Source organism: Streptomyces sp. NPDC006463, from assembly GCF_042870715.1.
Lineage (GTDB): Bacteria > Actinomycetota > Actinomycetes > Streptomycetales > Streptomycetaceae > Streptomyces.
The window spans coordinates 325668-343330 of record NZ_JBIAHP010000009.1 but is presented as its reverse complement, the minus strand read 5'-3'; the positions used below and the strand labels follow the sequence as shown (position 1 = coordinate 343330).

The window sequence follows — 17663 nt, the reverse complement described above, 5'->3', positions numbered from 1 at the left end:
GCCCCCACCGCGTCGACTCCCTCCTCCGCCTTGCAATCCACGGCACCAGCCGACCCGGGCTGTCCGACCCTGATCCGTCAGACACCCCCTAGCGGCGGCACGCATTAGGAGGCGAGGAAGGACCGGACGCCCGCCGAGGTGGCGTCGTCGCCGAGCAGGTCGTTGTGCTTCAGGCAGCCGACCGGCGTGTTGGCCGCCCCCGTCAGCGGGACGCTGTCGTCAGGGTTGACGACCTCGTCGCAGTTCGACCAGAAGGTCGCGTACTTCACCGCGCCCGGGGTCTCGTCCCCGCCGTTCAGGTTCTTCACCACGTACGAGCCGGGGGTCATGTCCCGGCACGCCTGGTCCCACAGGGCGCAGGCCCACGCCGTGGAGGTACCCCGGTTGGGCCCGGCCAGCGAGACCCAGTGGCCCACGGTGGCCGCGCCGCCGCCGAACTTCACGTACCAGCGGCTCACCAGCGAGCCGAAGGAGTGCGCGACGACGTCGACCCTGGCGGCGCCGGTCTGCCGGCGGACCTCCTCGACGTACGCGCCGAGCCGCCCGGCGAGGACCTCGTTGACCGACAGGTGGGTGTCGTAACCCCAGGAGAAGAGTTCCGAGTCGGTGTAGCCGGCGGCGCGCAGGTCCCCCCGCAGGGCTCCCCAGACGCCCGGATCGGCGTTGTAACCGTGCACGAAGACCACCGGATTGCGCGATGATGCCTGGTCAGAGACATGACCCACCCCCCGGTCGGCGGCATGGGAGGGGAAGGGTGCCAGCAGCGCAAGGCAGAGCGTCAGGAGTGCGAGCGTTCTCTGGCGGGCCGTCAGCATCGGGTCCCCTTTACCTTGTTACGCGTGGGTAGCGCGTGCGGTGCGCGCATGGTGCTGCCTGTCGGTACAGAAATCCACCCCCATGCACGCGCGAGGCACCCCCGGCCGGAGCAGCCCAACGGGCGGTTAGAGCGAAATGTCCGAGATGATATGAGAAATGACCGGCATTCCGCCGGCCCTCTTGCGTCAGCGCTCTCGGAGGATCTGCCGTGACCGTCAGTCTTGAGCAGTTGCGCCGCTGCCACGTCGCCGTCGACCTGGGAGCCGCTAGGACCCGCGTGTACGTCAAGGGCGCGGGCCTCGTCGTCGACGAGCCCAGCGTCGCCGCGGTGAACACGCGGACCGGCGCGCTCATCGCCGTCGGGACCTTCGCCGAACGGATGACCGGCCGCACGCCCGACTACATCCGGGTCGTACGCCCCGTCTCCGGCGGCACGGTCGTCGACATCGAGATGGCCCAGCGGATGCTGCGCCACCTGCTCGGCGAGAAGCTGCGGCGCGCCCTGCGCCGCAAGCCCCGGCTGCGGGCCGCCGCCTGCACCCCGCACGACGCGGACCCGCTGGCCCAGCGGGCGACCGTGGAAACCCTCGTCGGGCTCGGCGCCCGCCGCGTAGAACTCGTCGACACCCTGATCGCCGCGGCCGTCGGCTGCGGCCTGCCCGTGGAGCAGCCGACCGCGACGATGATCATGGTGTGCGGGGCGGCGGCCACCCAGGTGGCCGTCCTCTCCCTCGGCTCGATCGTCACGGCCCAGCGGATCCCGGTCGGCGGCGAGGCCATCGACCACGCCGTGGTCCAGCACCTGCGCCACGCGCACGAGCTGATGCTGCCGAGCCAGGCGGTCCGGCCGCTGCAGCTGGCCCTGCACGGCAACGGCATCACCGCCGAGGGGCCTGCCTCCACCCTCATCCACGGCCGTGACGTGGCCACCGGACTGGCCCGTTCCGTCCATGTGGACACGGCAGCCGTACGCGACGCCATCCACACCCCGCTCACCGCCGTCCTCGACGGCATCGGCAAGGTGCTGCGGGACTGCCCGCCGGACCTGGTCGCGGACCTGACGGACCGGGGGATCATGATGGTGGGCGGCAGCGCCCTGCTGCCCGGCCTCGACCAGATGCTCCGCGACTCCACCGGGATGCCCGTCGCCATCGCGGAACGGCCGGACGTGTGCGCCGTACTGGGTCTCGGCGCGATGCTGGAAGGGAAGATCGCCCCCATGGTCCTCAACCCGCTGGCCGAATGACGGACGCCGGGGCGGAGCCCGACGAAAAATCCCAAGAGGAGTCCGAAGAGGAGCCCCGCGAGGCGCCGGCGAGCCTTCCGGTGCTGCTGGAGGCGGTGCTCGGCGTCGGCTCCGAGCTGGAACTGAACACCACCCTCCAGCACATCGTGGACTCGGCGACCGAGCTCTGCGCGGCACGGTACGGAGCGCTCGGGGTCATCGACCCCGAGCGCGTCCGGCTGACTGCCCTCTTCACCGCCGGGATCACCGAGGCCGAGCGGGCGGCGATCCCCCGGCTCAGGCGGGGACGGCGATCGGCAACGCCCGGCTCTTCGAGACCGCGCGCCGCCGGGAACGCTGGATCGAGGGCGCCGCCGCCGTGACCACCACCCTGCTGGCCGGACGCCCGGCGGCGGACGCGCTGATGTGCGTTGCCGAACGGGCCCGGCTGCTGGCGGACGCGGCGGCCGGGGTGGTGCTCCAGCCGACCCGCGAGGGCGGCATGGAGATCGTCGCCGCCTCCACCCAAGGGGACCCCGGCGACCTGGTGGGGACGGCCATCGCCCCCGGTTCGCCGGTACTGGAACAACTCCTCGGCGGCGAACCCGTCTTCATCGAGGACTCGGCCACCGATCCCCGGATGACCACGCACGTCCGGGAGCGGTTCGGGCCCAGCATGATGCTCCCGCTCCAGAGCGGCGGCCAGCTGATCGGCACCCTCGCCCTGCCGCGCGCCCGGGGCGGTCCCCCGTACGACGCCGTGGACCGGCTGCTGGCCTCGCAGTTCGCCTCCCAGGCGGCGCTGGCCCTCGTCCTCGCCGACGCGCAGCACGACCGGGAGCAGCTCGCGGTGTACGAGGACCGCGACCGCATCGCCCGCGACCTGCACGACCTGGTGGTCCAGCGGCTGTTCGCCACCGAGATGATGCTGGAGAGCACCCGGCGGCGCTCCTCGGCCGCGCCGTCGGGGGACACGGTGGGCGACGAGCTGAGCCGCGCCGTCGACGAGCTGGACTCCACCATCCAGGAGGTCCGCACCGCGATCTTCGCCCTGCAGCAGCCGCCGACCGACGCCCCGACGGGCTTCCGGGGGCGGGTCCTGCGCGAGACGGGCGGCGCGGGGGTGCTGCTCGGCTTCCAGCCGTCGGTGCACTTCGCCGGAGCGGTGGACGCGCTGCTGCCGGAGCCCGCGGCGGACCACCTGCTGGCCGCCCTGCGCGGCGCGCTGGCCGCGGCACACCGGCGCGGCGAGGTCACCTCCATCGAGGTGGAGGTGGACGCGACGCCGAACCGGGTCCGCCTGACGGTGGCGGACGACGGCCGCACGGAGTCGGGGACGCGGGGGACGGTGCTGACCTGGGAGTCGGCGCTGTAGCGCTGGCGGGTCTGGCCGGGGCCGGGCCGGCTCCGGCAGGTTCCTACGGCCGGTCCGGCCGGCCCGCGGCGCGCAGCGCGATGCGGGTGCTGGACTGTGCCACGCCGGCCTCCCGCTTCAGTCGGCGGAGCAGGCCGTCGAGCGCGGCGGGGTCGGCAGCGCGGGCCCGTACGAGGTAGTCGTGCTCGCCCGTCACGTGCACGACCTCGGTGATTCCCGGGAGCTTGGCGACCTGCCGCTCGAACTCCTCGTTCGTCGTGTCCTGGCGCAGGGTGACGTCGATGAAGACGACGAGCCCGCCGCGGGTGTCGGCGGCCGGGTCTACGAGGATGGTGAATCCCCGGATCACCCCGTCCCGGCGCATCCGGCGCACCCGGTCGGCCGCAGCGTTGGCGCTGAGGCCGACCCGGACGCCGAGGTCGCGGTACGAGATCCGCGCATCCTGCTGCAGAATGCCGAGGATTTCCCTGTCGAGGCCGTCCATACCGCGATTCTCGCAGCCGGAGCCGGTATTGGCGCCCGTCCGGCGGTCCGGGGGCCGGAACCTCCCCCCATGAGCGAACTGACGACTCCGGCCCTGGCGGGTGCGGTCGCGGGCCTGGGCGTGGCGATGCCGATGGGTGCGATGAGCGTGCTGCTGCTCCAGGAGGCGATGCGCCACCGCCGGGCGGCGGTGGCGGCGGCCGCGGGAATCGCGGCGGTCGACCTCGGGTACGCCGCGCTGGCCACCGCCCTGGGCCCGTGGGTGGCCTCCCACGTCTCCCCGGTCGAGGCCTGGGTCCGGCTGGCCTCGGCTGCGATCCTCCTGGCCATCGCCGCCCACGGCATCGCCAAGTCCCGCCGCCGCCCCGAACTCTCACCCCCGCCCGATCCGTCGGCCCCTGCCGCCGGGCGGATCCCCGGGCCGGGAACCGGGACCGGCTCCCGGCCCGGGCCGGGAGCCGCCCCCCGGCCGGCCAAGGCCTTCGCGCGGTATGTCGGCCTCACCGCCCTCAACCCCACCACCGCCCTCTACTTCGCCGCCCTCACCACCGCGCAGGGCGCCGCGCTGCGCACCGGCCCGGCCGGAGCCGCCTTCCTCCTCGGCGTCGGCGCCGCCTCGCTCCTGTGGCAGCAGGCCCTCGTCGGGCTCGGCGCACTCGCCGGGAGCAGGATCTCCGACGGCGCCCGCGCGTGGACCTTCCGACTCGGCTACGGCCTCGTCGCCGCCTATGCGATCAAGATCGCCCTTCCCCTCCCGTGAACAACCCCTAGGGTGAGCCCGTGACGACGACCCGCCTCTCGGCCCGCGCGGCCATCGCCTCCGTGACCGACCCCGGCAGCTTCACCGAACTCCCCGCCCCGCGGCGGGAGTCACCGGCCGACGGCCCCCTGGCCTGGACCGGCTACGACGACTCCCGCGCCCGCGCCCGCGCGCACACCGGCGAGCAGGAGTCCGTCGTCACCGGCACCGCCCTCGTCGGCGGCCTCGAAGCCACCGTGATCTCCTTCGAGTTCGGCTTCCTCGGCGGTTCGCTGGGCGAGTGCACCGGAGACCGGCTCGAAGCCGCGTACAGCCACGCTCGCGAGCACCGCCTCCCCCTCGTCTCCCTCATCGCCACCGGCGGCTCCCGCATGCAGGAGGGGATGCTCGCGCTGACCCAGCTCCAGCGCGTGGCCCGCCAGTGCGTCCTGACCCGGGCCGCCGGGCTGCCCCAGATCGCCGTCCTGCGCGATCCGACCACCGGCGGTGGCTGGGCCACGCTCGGTGCCGGGGCGGACGTCGTCCTCGCGCTGCCCGGAGCCCAGGTCGGCTTCGCCGGATCCCGGGTGCGGCCCGCGGACGCGGATCCGGCGGCCTACTGCGCCGAGGGGCAGTACGCCGCCGGGCACGTGGACGCCGTCGTCCCCCCGGCCGAGCTCCCCGGGGTCCTGTCCGACTGGCTCCGCGTCCTGACCGCGCCCCGCGCCGACGCTCCCGTCGAGCCCCCGGCCGCACTCGACGACGTACCGCCTCCGGCGACCGGCTGGGAGGCGGTCCGCCAGGCCCGTCATCCGGACCGCCCGCGCGCCGGGGCGTACCTGGACGCGTACTTCGGCCTGCGCCTCTCCGTCTCCGGGGACCGGGCGGGCGGCACCGACCCCGGGATGCTGTGCGGATTCGGGCTGCGGGAGGGCCGGGCCGTGGCGTACGCCGCCCAGTGCGGCACCGCCACCCGCCCGGCGGGATACCGCACGGCCGCCCGCCTCGTCCGCCTCGCGGACCGGCTCGGCATCCCCGTGCTCACCCTGGTGGACACCCCGGGTGCGGCCAACGACGCCGCCGCCGAACACGAGGGCGCGGGCGCGGCCATCGCGGACACCTTCGCGGCACTGGCCGCGGCCGCGGTCCCCGTCACGACCCTGCTGATCGGCGAGGGCGGCTCGGGCGGCGCCCTCGCGCTGGCCGCGCCGGGTAACACCTGGGTCACCCCGGACAGCTACTTCTCGGTGATCGCCCCGGAACTGGCGGCGGCCATCCTCAAGCGCCCGCCTGCGGCCGCCCCCGCCACGGCGGACCAACTCCGCGTCCGCCCCCAGGACCTGGTGGCCCTGGGCGTCGCCCGCGGCATCGTCGCCCCGGAAGGCCAGGCCCCGTAGACCTGGCGCAGGTCCTCAACCCCGGCCGGATCGGGCGTAGCGCGCCGGGCTGATCCCGACGTGCCTCCCGAAGTGCCGGGTCAGGTGGGCCTGGTCGTAGAAGCCCGCCGCCGTGGCCGCCTCGGCCGGCCGCGCCCCCGCCAGCAGCAGCCGCCGCGCCAGCGCCACCCGCTGCCCCGTGAGGTACGCGTGCGGCGGCAGCCCGTAGGCCGCCGTGAAGCTGCGGATCAGGTGCGTGGGGTGGCAGCGGTTCCCGGAAGCCCGCCCCAGCTCCGCCGAGGCCTCCTCCAGCGTGATCCCCTCGGCCACCCGCTCGTCGAGCAGCTCGCGCAGCCGTACGGCGACCCCCGCGCCCGGCGCCCCGCCCGTCGGCGCCTCACGCCCGGTCAGCCTCCGGTGCAGCCGCTCCCGTACGAAGGCCAGCCGCGCCTGCGCCTCGAAGGACTCCCGCTCGCCCAGCGCCACGTGCAGCCGGTGCACGCGGTCCCGCAGCGCCGGGTCGAGCAGCAGCGGGGTGTCGACGGCGGCTCCGGTCAGCCGCTCCGCCAGCACCGAGGTGTCCAGGTACAGGACGCGCTTGCGGAAGCCGGCCTCCGTCACGGTCCGCCCGTCGTGGACGACGCCGGGCGGCAGCAGGATCACCGAGTCCGACACCCCGACGCCGTGCCGCTCCCGGTCCAGCGCGAAGTCGACCCGCCCGCCGTCCAGGATCATCAGCGCCCAGGTGTCGTGCACGTGCGCCGGGTACGCGTGGTCGGTGAACCGGGCGTGGAAGACCTCGGCTATGCCTGGCACCGGCGGCTGCCAGGCGGAAACGGTGCTGCGCGGACGTATCGCGGCCATGTCAGGAACGTACAAGACCGCCCACGGGCACCCCGGCAGGCTGTCCGCATGACAACGCCACAGAAAGTCGACATCGCCGAGAAGCTGGCCGGTTTCAGCGAGCGGTGGGCCCCGCGCCGCATCGCCCGCGTCAACGACTACGACGTCAAGGTCGCCAAGATCCAGGGCGAGTTCGTCTGGCACACCCACGAGGACACCGACGAGCTCTTCCTCGTGGTCAGCGGCACCGTGACCATCCGGCTCCGCGACGGGGACGTCGTCCTGGGCCCCGGCCAGATGCATGTCGTCCCCCGCGGGGTGGAGCACTGCCCGGCGGCGGACGAGGAGGCGGCGATCCTGCTGTTCGAGCCCACCGGGACCACCAACACCGGTAGCACGGGCGGCGACCGCACCCGGGAAGCGGTGGACGCGTAAGGCCCCGGGCGCAAGACACCGGGCCGCAAGCACTCTGCGCCGGGCGTCCCTACGCCTGCGGCGAGAGTGCGTCGTAGCGGGCGAACGCCCGCCAGCGGAGCGCGAGCAGGGCCAGCACGGCCACGCAGGCGAGGCCGCCGCCCGTGATCGCCACGACCGGGGAGGTCAGGTCCGCGGCGGCCCCGGCGAGGAAGTCCCCGAGCCGGGGTCCGCCCGCGACGACCACGATGAAGACGCCCTGGAGGCGGCCGCGCATGTCGTCCGGGGTGGCCGCCTGGAGCATGGTGGTGCGGAACACCATGGAGATGGTGTCCGCGCACCCGGCCAGCGCCAGGAAGAACAGACCGAGCCACAGGTTCCGGGTGAGCCCGAAGACGGCGATGGCCAGGCCCCACGCGGCGACGGCCAAGAGGATGGCCAGCCCGTGCCGGCGGACGCGGCCCTGCCAGCCGGAGAACAGCCCGCCCAGCAGCGCCCCGACGGCGGGCGCGGCCACCAGCAGGCCGACCGTCTTCGCGTCGCCGCCGTACCAGAGCACGGCGATGGCCGGGAACAGCGCCTTCGGCTGCGCCAGCACCATGGCGGCCATGTCGGAGAAGAAGGTCATCCGGATGTTGGGCCGGGTCCCGAGGAAGCGCAGACCGTCGACGACGGAGGCCCTGCCGCGCGTCCCCTCGGCGCGGTCGGGCTTCATCGACGGCAGCCGCCACATCGCGTAGAGGGCGGCCGCGAAGGTCACGACATCGATGAGGTACGCCGCCTGGTACCCCCACCAGCCGACGATCAGCCCGCCGAGCATCGGGCCGGCCATCGCCCCGGATGTCATGGTCACGGAGTTCAGCGCGTTGGCGGCTGGCAGCTGCTCGGACGGCAGCAGCCGCGGGATCATGGCGGACCGGGCCGGTCCGGAGAGCGCGCCGCACACGGCCTGGAGCGCGACGACGGCGTACAGGAACCACACTCGGTGGTAGCCGAGCGACGCGGCCGCGGCGAGCGCGACCGACAGCCCGGCGGCGCCCAGGGAGCTGTAGAGGCCGAGCTTGCGCCGGTCCACGGTGTCGGCGATGGCTCCGCCGTAGAGCCCGAAGGTGACGAGCGGGACGAGCGAGAAGAGTCCGACGAGCCCGACGGAGAAGCTGGACCGCGTGATGTCGTAGACCTGGAGCGAGATCGCGAGGGCGGTCATCGCCTGGCCGAGCCAGGAGACGGTGCCGCCGATCCACAGCCGCCGGTAGTCGAGGGACGTACGGAGCGGGGTGAGGTCGGCGAGTATTCGCCGCTGGGCGCGGTCGGGCTCGGCGGTACGGGTCACAGCGGATGATAACCAGGGGCCGCCGCGGCCCCCTGGTCATTTTTTCCGGCGTTCGCACACCGGCAACAGTCACCCCACCCGGACCCCGGACCCCATACCGGGGCGCCCCTGCCGCTAACTCGCCACTATCACCGGACTTTTGACCGAATCGGCGTACGCTCCCCGCCTCCTGTTCGGCTCATGATGAAAAGACTCGTATGTCCAGGGAGGCGTAGTGATCGAACCTGGCAACAGCACAACGAGCACCGGCACCGAGCAGAACACGGTGCGCCCCACCGTTCCCCTCACCGTCGGTGTCGAGGAGGAGTTCCTCCTCGTCGACGCCCGCACCTTCCGGGTGGTCCCCGCCGCCCCGCTCGTCCTCGCCACGGCCGACGGGCTGCCGGGCGAGATACACCCCGAGGGCACCCGCTACCAGGTGGAGATCTCCACCCCGATCGCCCACTCGGCGGCCTCGCTGCGCGAAGAGCTCGCCACCCTGCGGCGCACCCTCGGGAGGGCGGCCCGCGCCCACGGCTGCCGCCTGCTGGCCGCGCCCTCGCCGGTCGTGGCCGTGGAGGGGCCGCTGCACCTGACCGACGACGAGCCGCGCCAGCGCGAGCAGCACCGCCGCTTCGGCTCGCTCACCGACACCCTCGTGAGCTGCGGCCGCCACGTCCACATCGGCACGCTCGACGTGGACACGGCGGTGGCGGTGTCCAACCGGGTCAGACCGTGGCTGCCGACGCTCATCGCGCTGGCCGCCAACTCGCCGTTCTGGGGCGGCCGTGACACCGGCCACGCCAGCTGGCGGGCGATGGCCTGGTCGGGCTGGCCCTCGGCGGGGCTGCCCCCGCACTTCACGTCCACGGCCCACTTCCGGCTCTCGGTGCAGACCCTGCTCGGCTCCGGGGCGGCCCTGGACACCAAGATGGTCTATTGGGACGTCCGCCCGTCGGGGCACTGGCCGACGCTCGAGGTCAGGGCCCCGGACATGTCCCCGGACATCGACACGGCCGTCCTCCAGGGCGAACTGGTCCGCGCCCTGGTGACCACCGCCTTACAGGAGATCGCGGAGCGGCGGCCCGAGCCGGCCCTGCGGGACGACGTACTGCGCCTGGCGCGCTGGCGGGCGGCCCACGACGGCCTGGAGGGCTTCGGCCTCGACCCGTACACGGGCGCCGAACTCCCGGCGGCCGATCTCGCGGAGGCCCTGCTGGACCTGGTCGCCCCGGCGCTGGCCGCCGCCGGCGACCTCGACCACGCGGCCAAGACCCTGGGCGCCCTCCTCCGGGACGGCTCGGGCGCCCACCGCCAACGCGCGGCCTTCGCGCGCCGCCAGGACCTGGCGGACGTACTGCGCTACCTCGCGGACGAAACGGAGAACTTCTAGCCGGGCACCGGATCCCCAGCTCCCCCAGGAACGCCAAAGCCGCAGGTGCAATCGTTTCTGCACCTGCGGCTCGCAGTGGGGCGGGTGGGACTCGAACCCACGGCCGACGGATTATGAGTCCGCTGCTCTAACCGGCTGAGCTACCGCCCCTTCACGGCGTGGCGCGTACATGTGTGCGCGCCGTCTGCCGCAGCATAGCCGCTCATACGATCTCCTGCCTCGGATGCCTCGCATGATCGGCTTCGCCTGTTCAGAGAGACCGCGCTGAGGGCTGCCCGGTTCCGTTCGGGGGCGACAAAAAGACGAAGAGGACCCACGAGGGGGTCCTCTTCGTCTCTTGGCTCCCCCGGCTGGACTCGAACCAGCAACCCTCCGGTTAACAGCCGAATGCTCTGCCAATTGAGCTACAGGGGACCGCGCTCCCCCGACTGGACTCGAACCAGTAACCTGCCGGTTAACAGCCGGCTGCTCTGCCAATTGAGCTACAGGGGATTGCTGCGGTGCATCGAACAGCCCACCTCCGGCCTTGCCGGGGGGCGAGCGCCCGTTGCGAGTCATAGATTAGCGCAAGCAGGGGGGTGCTCCGCCAATCGGTATCGACAGCAGGCCGGGCACCACACGACGAAGGGTGGCAGGCATGCGGTACAAGGTCACGTTCGTGGTCGGACTGGCCCTCGGGTACGTGCTCGGAACCCGGGCCGGGCGCGAGCGCTACGAGTCCATGAAGAAGTCCCTGCGGGAGTTCTCGCAGAACCCCGCGGTGCGCAACGCCGCCGAGACCGCCGGACACACCGGGCGCGAGTACGCCGGCAAGGCCTTCTCCGCGGTGAGCGAGAAGGTCGGTGACGCCGTACCGGCCTCCCTGGCCGGGCGGGTACGGGGACGGCGCGACCGGGTCGGCGGCGTCGACGACGACTGGGGCACCAGCAACACCTGAGCCGTCCGGGGCGGAGGAGTCCGGCCCGGCGTGCGGCAGAATTCTCCGCATGGGGATAGTCGCCGGGCTGGACAGCTCTTCAGCCTTCACTCGCATAGTCGTCTGCGACACCGAAACGGGTGCCGTGCTGCGCCAGGGGTACGCACCCCATCCACAGCCCGCCGGGGAACCCGACGGCGCCAATCCCCACGAGACCGATCCGCAGGCCTGGCTGCTCTCGCTCGGCGAGGCCGCCGGCGGCGGGCTCCTCGAAGGGGTCCAGGCCATAGGGGTCTCCGCCCAGCAGCACGCGCTGCTGCCGCTGGACACACAGGGCGGGCTGGTGCGCCCGGCCCTGGTCGGCAACGACAAGCGCGGGCAGGTCGCCGCCGCCGACCTCATCGACGCCCTCGGCGGGCGGCACGCCTGGGCCGAGGCGGTGGGCTCGGTCCCGCACGCCGCGCAGCCCCTGGCGAAGCTGGCCTGGCTGGCCCGCACCGAGCCCGAGGCCGCCCGCCGGGTGGCCGTCCTGATGTCCCCGCACGACTGGCTCGTCTGGCAGCTGCTGGGCCGGCCGGTCCGGCGGACCACCGACCGGGGCGGCGCCTCCGGTACCGGGTACTGGTCGGCCGCCACCGGCTCCTGGCGCCCCGACCTCGTCGAGCTGGCGCTCGGGCACCAGGCGCTGCTGCCCGAGGTGCTCGGCCCGGCCGACACCGCCGGGACCACGCCCGAGGGGCTGTTGATCTCGGCCGGCACCGGCGAGACGATGGCCGCCGCCCTCGGGCTGGGACTCGGCCCCGGCGACGCGGTGGTCTCGCTCGGTGCCTCCGGTTCGGTGATGGCGGTGCACCACGAGGCGCTGTCGGAGCCGGGCGGTCTGATCACCTCCCTGGCCGACGCCAGTGGCATGCACCTGCCGGTGGTGAACACCTCCAACGCCGTACGGGCGCTGCGCGGCACCGCCGAGCTGCTGGGCACCGACCTGGAGGGGCTGTCCGAGCTCGCGCTGAAGTCGACGCCGGGGGCGCACGGCCTCGTACTCCTGCCGTACCTGGAAGGTGAGCGGACGCCGAACCTGCCGCACGCCGCCGGCACCCTGTCCGGGCTGCGCCGGGACTCGATGAAGCCGGAGCACCTGGCCCGGGCCGCTTTCGAGGGCATGCTCTGCGGGCTGGTGGACGCCCTCGACGTGCTGCGCTCGCGCGGGGTCGAGATCCGCCGGGTGTTCCTGCTGGGCGCGGCGGCCGAGCTGCCCGCCGTACAGGCCGCGGCCCCCGGGCTGTTCGGGACGCAGATCGTCGTACCGGCGCCCGCCGACTACGCGGCGCTGGGCGCGGCGCGCCAGGCGGCGTGGGCGCTCGGAGTGGCGCAGGGCACGCTGGCCCCGCACACCCCGCCGGTGTGGCCCGCCCCGGCGGCGCAGGTGTTCGAGCCGGGCGAGGAGTTCCCGACGTGGCAGGCGGTGCGCCAGCAATACATCGCGACGAGGGAGCAGATCCACCCCGGCGCGTTCTAGGGCGCGCCGGGCCGCCGGACGACGGCTCGGTCCCGGGTCGCAGGGCGGCCTACTCCTTTTGACCGGCCTTTGCGAAAAGCGGTGGGGATCGGGCCGCCCGTTGGCAGAAGATGGGGTGAACCCCCTCGATCTTGCCGACCGGAGCCTGCGCGTGCTCATACGACTTCTGCGGACCCATCTGGGTCCGTACCAAAAACCCATCGCCCTGCTGGTCCTGCTCCAGCTGCTGCAGACCAGCGCAACCCTCTATCTGCCCACCCTCAACGCGGACATCATCGACAGCGGCGTCGTCAACGGCGACACCGGCTACATCCTGCGCTTCGGTGCGCTGATGCTCGGCGTCTCCCTCGTCCAGCTCGTCTGCAACGTCGGCGCCGTCTACTACGGCGCCCGCACGGCGGCGGCCTTCGGGCGGGACGTGCGCGCCGCCGTCTTCGACCGCGTCCAGAGCTTCTCCGCGCGGGAGCTCGGCCAGTTCGGCGCCCCGTCCCTGATCACCCGTTCGACGAACGACGTCCAGCAGATCCAGATGCTGGTCCTGATGACCTTCACCCTGATGGTCTCGGCGCCGATCATGTGCGTAGGCGGGATCGTCATGGCGCTGTCGCTCGACGTGAAGCTGTCGGGCGTCCTGCTCGCCGTCGTTCCCGTGCTCGGTCTGTCGGTCGGCGCCATCGTCCTCAAGACGCGGCCGCTGTTCCGCCTGATGCAGTCCCGCCTGGACACCGTGAACCGGGTGCTGCGCGAGCAGATCACCGGCAACCGGGTGATCCGCGCCTTCGTCCGCGACACGTACGAGAAGGATCGTTTCCGGGAGGCCAACGAGGACCTCACCGGGGTCTCGCTGGCCGCCGGCAAGCTCCTCGCCCTGATGTTCCCCACGGTCATCGTGGTCGTGAACATCTCCAGCGTCGCCGTCATCTGGTTCGGCGCGATGCGCGTCGACAGCGGCGGCATGGAGATCGGCCAGCTGACGGCCTTCCTGGCCTACCTGCTGCAGATCGTCATGGCCGTGATGATGGCCACCTTCATGTTCATGATGGTGCCGCGCGCCGAGGTCTGCGCCGAGCGCGTCCAGGAGGTCCTGGACACCCGCTCCAGCGTGGTCCCGCCGGCCGACCCGGTCCGCGAGCTCGCCCGGCGCGGGCTCCTCGAACTGCGCGGCGCCGACTTCCGCTACCCGGGCGCCGAGGCCCCGGTCTTGCGCGGGGTGGACCTGGTGGCCCGCCCCGGCGAGACCACCGCGGTGATCGGCTCCACCGGAAGCGGCAAGTCCACCCTGTTGGGCCTGGTCCCGCGGTTGTTCGACGCGACCGGCGGCGATGTGCTGGTCGACGGCGAGGACGTACGCCGGCTCGAACCGGAACTGCTCGCCAGGACGGTCGGCATGGTCCCGCAGAAGCCGTACCTCTTCTCCGGAACCGTCGCCTCCAACCTGCGCTACGGGCGCCCGGACGCGAGTGACGAAGAGCTGTGGCGGGCCTTGGAGGTGGCCCAGGCAAAGGACTTCGTGTCCGAGCTGGAGGGGGGCCTGGAGGCTGCCATCACCCAGGGCGGAACCAATGTCTCCGGCGGCCAGCGCCAGCGTCTGGCCATCGCCCGCACCCTGGTGCAGCGCCCGGAGATCTATCTGTTCGACGACTCCTTCTCGGCCCTGGACTACGCGACGGACGCCGCGCTGCGCGCGGCGCTCGCCCGTGAGACCGAGGACGCGACCGTGGTGATCGTCGCCCAGCGGGTCTCCACGATCCGCGACGCCGACCGGATCATCGTCCTGGACGAGGGCCAGGTGGTGGGCGAGGGGCGCCACCACGAGCTGATGGCCGGCAACGAGACCTACCGGGAGATCGTGCTCTCCCAGCTGACGGAGGCGGAGGCCGCATGAGCGGGCCCGGAGGACGGATGATGGCGGGGCCGGCCCAGCGGTCCATGGATTTCAAGGGTTCGGGAAAGCGGCTGCTGCGCCAGCTCGCGCAGGACCGGGTCAAGCTGTGGGGCATGGTCGCGGCCGTCGTCGGCAGCGTCGGCTGCGCGGTCGTCGGTCCGAAGATCCTCGGCCAGGCCACCGACCTGGTCTTCGCGGGGATCGTCGGCCGGCAGATGCCGGCCGGTCTCACCAAGCAGCAGGCGCTGGACGGGCTGCGCGACAGGGGCCAGGGCGGCATGGCGGACATGCTGTCCGGCACCGACTTCACCCCGGGCGAGGGCATCGACTTCGGTGCCGTCGGGGTCGTTGCCATCTGGGCGCTGGTGGTCTTCGTCCTCGCAGGCCTGCTCATGCTGGTCGCCACGAGGCTGTCGAACCACGTGATGAACGGCACCGTCTACCGGATGCGCGAGGAGCTCCAGGCGAAGCTGTCGCGGCTGCCGCTGTCGTACTTCGACCAGCAGAAGCGCGGTGAGGTGCTCAGCCGGGCCACCAACGACATAGACAACATCGGCCAGACGCTGCAGCAGACGATGGGCCAGTTGCTGAACTCGCTGCTGACCATCGTCGGCGTGCTCGCGATGATGTTCTGGATCTCGCCGCTGCTGGCGCTGGTCGCGCTGGGGACCGTACCGGTCTCCATCTTCGTCGCGGCGAAGATCGGCAAGAAGTCGCAGCCGCAGTTCGTGGCGCAGTGGAAGTCGACCGGTGCGCTGAACGCCCACATCGAGGAGATGTACTCGGGCCACACGCTGGTCAAGGTCTTCGGCCGGCAGAAGGAGTCCGCGGCCGTCTTCGCCGAGCAGAACGAGGCGCTGTACCGGGCCTCGTTCAAGGCGCAGCTGGTCAGCGGCATCATGCAGCCGGTCATGCTGTTCATCTCGAACATCAACTACGTGCTGATAGCCGTCGTCGGCGGGCTCCGGGTCGCCTCGGGCACCCTGTCGATCGGTGATGTGCAGGCCTTCATCCAGTACTCGCGGCAGTTCTCGATGCCGCTGACCCAGGTCGCCTCGATGGCGAACCTCGTCCAGTCGGGTGTCGCCTCGGCGGAGCGGGTCTACGAGCTGCTCGACGCGGAGGAACAGGAGCCGGACGCCGAGGTTCCGGAGCGCCCGGAGGAGCTGCGCGGCCAGGTCACGCTCGACAAGGTGGCCTTCCGCTACGAGCCGGACAAGCCGCTGATCGAGAACCTGTCTCTGTCGGTCGAGCCGGGCCAGACGGTCGCGATCGTCGGCCCGACGGGCGCCGGCAAGACGACGCTCGTCAACCTGCTGATGCGGTTCTACGAGGTCACGGGCGGCGAGATCGCCCTGGACGGCGTGGACATCGCGAAGATGACGCGCGAGGAGCTGCGCGGCGGCATCGGCATGGTGCTCCAGGACACCTGGCTGTTCGGCGGCACCATCGCGGACAACATCGCCTACGGCGCCTCGCGCGAGGTCACGCGCGCCGAGATCGAGGAGGCGGCGCGTGCGGCCCACGCGGACCGCTTCATCCGCACCCTCCCGGACGGCTACGACACCGTGCTGGACGACGAGGGCGCGGGCGTCAGCGCCGGCGAGAAGCAGCTGATCACCATCGCCCGGGCGTTCCTGTCGGACCCGGTGATCCTGGTGCTCGACGAGGCGACGAGCTCGGTCGACACCCGTACCGAGGTGCTGATCCAGAAGGCGATGGCGCGCCTGGCGCACGGCCGTACGTCGTTCGTGATCGCGCACCGGCTGTCCACGATCCGCGACGCGGACGTGATCCTGGTGATGGAGAGCGGCTCGATCGTGGAGCAGGGCACGCACGAGGAGCTGCTGGAATCCGGCGGCGCCTACGCGCGGCTGTACGCGGCTCAGTTCGCCCAGGCGGTCGTCGAGGTCGACTAGCCCGGTCGGTGTGTGTGGTGATCGGGGGCGCCCTTGGGGGCGCCCCCTTTCGCGTTCGCGCCTCGGTTTCTGCGCCTCGGTCCTTGCGCCGCCTCGGTCTTTGCGCCTCGGCCCTCGCCCCTCAGTCCAGGTAGCCGCGGAGCTGGTCGGCGAAGGCGTGGTCGCGCAGTTTGCTGAGGGTCTTGGACTCGATCTGGCGGATCCGCTCCCGCGTCACGCCGAAGATCCGGCCGATCTCCTCCAGGGTGCGGGGGCGCCCGTCGGCGAGCCCGTAGCGCAGCTGGACGACCTTCCGCTCGCGCTCGCCGAGGGTCGACAGCACGGCTTCCAGGTGCTCGCGCAGCAGGAAGAACGCGGCGGACTCCACGGGCGAGGCGGCGTCGCCGTCCTCGATGAGGTCGCCGAGCGCGACGTCGTCCTCCTCGCCTACCGGGGCGTGCAGCGAGACCGGTTCCTGGGCGAGGCGGAGCACCTCCAGGACCCGCTCCGGGGTCAGCTCCAGGTGGGCGGCGACCTCCTCGGCTGTGGGCTCGTACCCGCGCTCCTGGAGCATGCGGCGCTGTACGCGCACGACGCGGTTGATCAGCTCCACGACGTGGACGGGCACCCGGATGGTCCGGGCCTGGTCGGCGAGGGCCCGGGACATCGCCTGCCGGATCCACCAGGTGGCGTAGGTGGAGAACTTGTACCCGCGGGCGTAGTCGAACTTCTCGACGGCCCGGATGAGCCCGAGGTTCCCCTCCTGCACGAGGTCGAGCATGGTGAGCCCGCGCCCCACGTACCGCTTCGCGACGGAGACGACGAGCCGCAGGTTCGACTCGATCAGCCGGCGTTTGGCCATGCGCCCCATGACGACGAGTTTGTCGAGGTCCAGGGCCAGCTGGGAGTCGAGGTCCGGGGTGCTGCCCAGTTTCTCCTCGGCGAACAGTCCGGCTTCGACGCGCCGCGCGAGGTCCACCTCTTCGGCTGCGGTGAGCAGCGGGATCCTGCCTATCTCGCGCAGGTACTGCCGGAACAGATCGGCGGACGGGCCCGCCCCACCGTCCGCCGAGGCCCGTTTGCGCTGCGGGGGCACCGGCTCGATCAGCTCGAGTACCTCGGGCTCTTCGGGCTCTTCGGGCTCTTCGTCCACGGCTTCGGCCTCTGCGGGTTCCGAGGACTCGCTCACGTTCACGGTCACGGTCAGGATCCGGGTCTGCACGGGGGCGACCTCCAGGGCTCCGAGGACGGGGGCACCGCACTTCAGTGTGGGGTACGACACACCACTGCCACGAGGGGCGTGCGAACACTTTCTGCGTCCGGTGCGTGACCGGATGGTTACCCCCCGGCGGGAACCCCGAAGCGGGGGGGGGGGGGGGGCGCGCCCCCCCCCCGCCCCCCGGCCCCACCCCCCCCGCCCCCCCGGGGGGGGGGGGCGCGCCCCCGGCCGGGGGGGCGGGGGGGCCGGC

General features: G+C 72.6%; 14 protein-coding genes, 3 tRNA genes and 1 pseudogene. 10 read left to right on the top strand and 8 right to left on the bottom strand.

What is annotated here, in order from left to right; genetic code table 11:
• Window positions 1–104: 104 nt before the first annotated feature.
• Complete coding sequence (locus tag ACFYOB_RS19060; protein ID WP_388560988.1) at window positions 105–815, bottom strand: esterase/lipase family protein; 711 nt, start codon at window positions 813–815, stop codon at window positions 105–107.
• Between the two features lie 209 nt (window positions 816–1024).
• Between ACFYOB_RS19060 and ACFYOB_RS19055 the strand changes: the two genes are divergently transcribed.
• Together ACFYOB_RS19055 and ACFYOB_RS19050 are read left to right on the top strand one after the other, a co-directional pair.
• Window positions 1025–2062, top strand: coding sequence for a rod shape-determining protein (locus ACFYOB_RS19055; RefSeq protein ID WP_328925530.1), 1038 nt, complete (start codon window positions 1025–1027; stop codon window positions 2060–2062).
• Window positions 2059–3416 (top strand): annotated as a pseudogene (locus tag ACFYOB_RS19050) (GAF domain-containing sensor histidine kinase). The gene ACFYOB_RS19055 and the pseudogene ACFYOB_RS19050 overlap by 4 nt, the downstream one beginning before the upstream one ends.
• A 43-nt stretch (window positions 3417–3459) precedes the next feature.
• Here ACFYOB_RS19050 and ACFYOB_RS19045 read toward each other — a convergent pair.
• A complete protein-coding gene (locus ACFYOB_RS19045; protein WP_388560987.1) occupies window positions 3460–3900 on the bottom strand; it encodes an Lrp/AsnC family transcriptional regulator in 441 nt (146 codons plus the stop codon).
• Between the two features lie 69 nt (window positions 3901–3969).
• Here ACFYOB_RS19045 and ACFYOB_RS19040 point away from each other — a divergent pair, with 69 nt between their 5' ends.
• Both ACFYOB_RS19040 and ACFYOB_RS19035 read left to right on the top strand, forming a co-directional pair.
• Window positions 3970–4659, top strand: coding sequence for a LysE family transporter (locus tag ACFYOB_RS19040; RefSeq protein WP_388560986.1), 690 nt, complete (start codon window positions 3970–3972; stop codon window positions 4657–4659).
• 20 nt (window positions 4660–4679) lie between these two features.
• On the top strand, window positions 4680–6035 hold the full coding sequence (locus tag ACFYOB_RS19035) for a carboxyl transferase domain-containing protein (protein ID WP_388560985.1): 1356 nt from the start codon (window positions 4680–4682) through the stop codon (window positions 6033–6035).
• Between the two features lie 15 nt (window positions 6036–6050).
• Here the strand turns inward: ACFYOB_RS19035 and ACFYOB_RS19030 are convergent, their stop codons facing one another.
• Window positions 6051–6878, bottom strand: coding sequence for an AraC family ligand binding domain-containing protein (locus ACFYOB_RS19030; RefSeq protein WP_388560984.1), 828 nt, complete (start codon window positions 6876–6878; stop codon window positions 6051–6053).
• Between the two features lie 48 nt (window positions 6879–6926).
• On the opposite strand from ACFYOB_RS19030, the gene ACFYOB_RS19025 reads away from it, so the two are divergent.
• Window positions 6927–7292, top strand: a complete 366-nt coding sequence (locus ACFYOB_RS19025; protein ID WP_388560983.1) for a cupin domain-containing protein — start codon at window positions 6927–6929, stop codon at window positions 7290–7292.
• Between the two features lie 49 nt (window positions 7293–7341).
• On the opposite strand, the gene ACFYOB_RS19020 is transcribed toward ACFYOB_RS19025, so the two are convergent.
• Entirely contained in the window at window positions 7342–8604 is a 1263-nt protein-coding gene (locus tag ACFYOB_RS19020; RefSeq protein WP_388560982.1) for an MFS transporter, read from the bottom strand.
• 214 nt (window positions 8605–8818) lie between these two features.
• Between ACFYOB_RS19020 and ACFYOB_RS19015 the strand changes: the two genes are divergently transcribed.
• Window positions 8819–9976 (top strand): glutamate--cysteine ligase, encoded by a 1158-nt coding sequence (locus ACFYOB_RS19015; protein ID WP_388560981.1) that lies wholly within the window; start codon window positions 8819–8821, stop codon window positions 9974–9976.
• A gap of 76 nt (window positions 9977–10052) precedes the next feature.
• On the opposite strand, the gene ACFYOB_RS19010 is transcribed toward ACFYOB_RS19015, so the two are convergent.
• The 3 genes from ACFYOB_RS19010 to ACFYOB_RS19000 form a co-directional block, all read right to left on the bottom strand.
• Window positions 10053–10126: transfer RNA gene (locus tag ACFYOB_RS19010), tRNA-Ile, on the bottom strand.
• Between the two features lie 188 nt (window positions 10127–10314).
• Window positions 10315–10390, bottom strand: a tRNA-Asn gene (locus tag ACFYOB_RS19005).
• 5 nt (window positions 10391–10395) lie between these two features.
• Window positions 10396–10468: transfer RNA gene (locus ACFYOB_RS19000), tRNA-Asn, on the bottom strand.
• Between the two features lie 145 nt (window positions 10469–10613).
• Between ACFYOB_RS19000 and ACFYOB_RS18995 the strand changes: the two genes are divergently transcribed.
• The 4 genes from ACFYOB_RS18995 to ACFYOB_RS18980 all read left to right on the top strand — a co-directional run bounded on the left by ACFYOB_RS18995 (window position 10614) and on the right by ACFYOB_RS18980 (window position 16215).
• On the top strand, window positions 10614–10913 hold the full coding sequence (locus tag ACFYOB_RS18995; protein WP_388560980.1) for a YtxH domain-containing protein: 300 nt from the start codon (window positions 10614–10616) through the stop codon (window positions 10911–10913).
• A 49-nt stretch (window positions 10914–10962) separates the two neighbouring features.
• Window positions 10963–12411 carry an FGGY family carbohydrate kinase gene (locus ACFYOB_RS18990; RefSeq protein WP_388560979.1) on the top strand — a complete coding sequence of 483 codons (1449 nt, stop codon included), beginning with the start codon at window positions 10963–10965 and terminating at the stop codon, window positions 12409–12411.
• Window positions 12412–12562: 151 nt separating this feature from the next.
• The gene (locus tag ACFYOB_RS18985) at window positions 12563–14296 is read left to right on the top strand and encodes an ABC transporter ATP-binding protein (protein ID WP_388560978.1); all 1734 of its coding nucleotides are present in this window, start codon (window positions 12563–12565) and stop codon (window positions 14294–14296) included.
• Entirely contained in the window at window positions 14293–16215 is a 1923-nt protein-coding gene (locus tag ACFYOB_RS18980; protein ID WP_388560977.1) for an ABC transporter ATP-binding protein, read from the top strand. The genes ACFYOB_RS18985 and ACFYOB_RS18980 overlap by 4 nt, the downstream gene beginning before the upstream one ends.
• A gap of 121 nt (window positions 16216–16336) precedes the next feature.
• Here the strand turns inward: ACFYOB_RS18980 and ACFYOB_RS18975 are convergent, their stop codons facing one another.
• A complete protein-coding gene (locus tag ACFYOB_RS18975) occupies window positions 16337–17389 on the bottom strand; it encodes an RNA polymerase sigma factor (RefSeq protein WP_388561002.1) in 1053 nt (350 codons plus the stop codon).
• Window positions 17390–17663 lie beyond the last annotated feature (274 nt).

Coding starts and splice junctions, on each gene's coding strand:
- ACFYOB_RS19060 (WP_388560988.1), bottom strand. CDS start 815: ATGCTGACGGCCCGCCAGAGAACGCTCGCACTCCTGACGCTCTGCCTT.
- ACFYOB_RS19045 (WP_388560987.1), bottom strand. CDS start 3,900: ATGGACGGCCTCGACAGGGAAATCCTCGGCATTCTGCAGCAGGATGCG.
- ACFYOB_RS19040 (WP_388560986.1), top strand. CDS start 3,970: ATGAGCGAACTGACGACTCCGGCCCTGGCGGGTGCGGTCGCGGGCCTG.
- ACFYOB_RS19030 (WP_388560984.1), bottom strand. CDS start 6,878: ATGGCCGCGATACGTCCGCGCAGCACCGTTTCCGCCTGGCAGCCGCCG.
- ACFYOB_RS19025 (WP_388560983.1), top strand. CDS start 6,927: ATGACAACGCCACAGAAAGTCGACATCGCCGAGAAGCTGGCCGGTTTC.
- ACFYOB_RS18995 (WP_388560980.1), top strand. CDS start 10,614: ATGCGGTACAAGGTCACGTTCGTGGTCGGACTGGCCCTCGGGTACGTG.
- ACFYOB_RS18990 (WP_388560979.1), top strand. CDS start 10,963: ATGGGGATAGTCGCCGGGCTGGACAGCTCTTCAGCCTTCACTCGCATA.
- ACFYOB_RS18980 (WP_388560977.1), top strand. CDS start 14,293: ATGAGCGGGCCCGGAGGACGGATGATGGCGGGGCCGGCCCAGCGGTCC.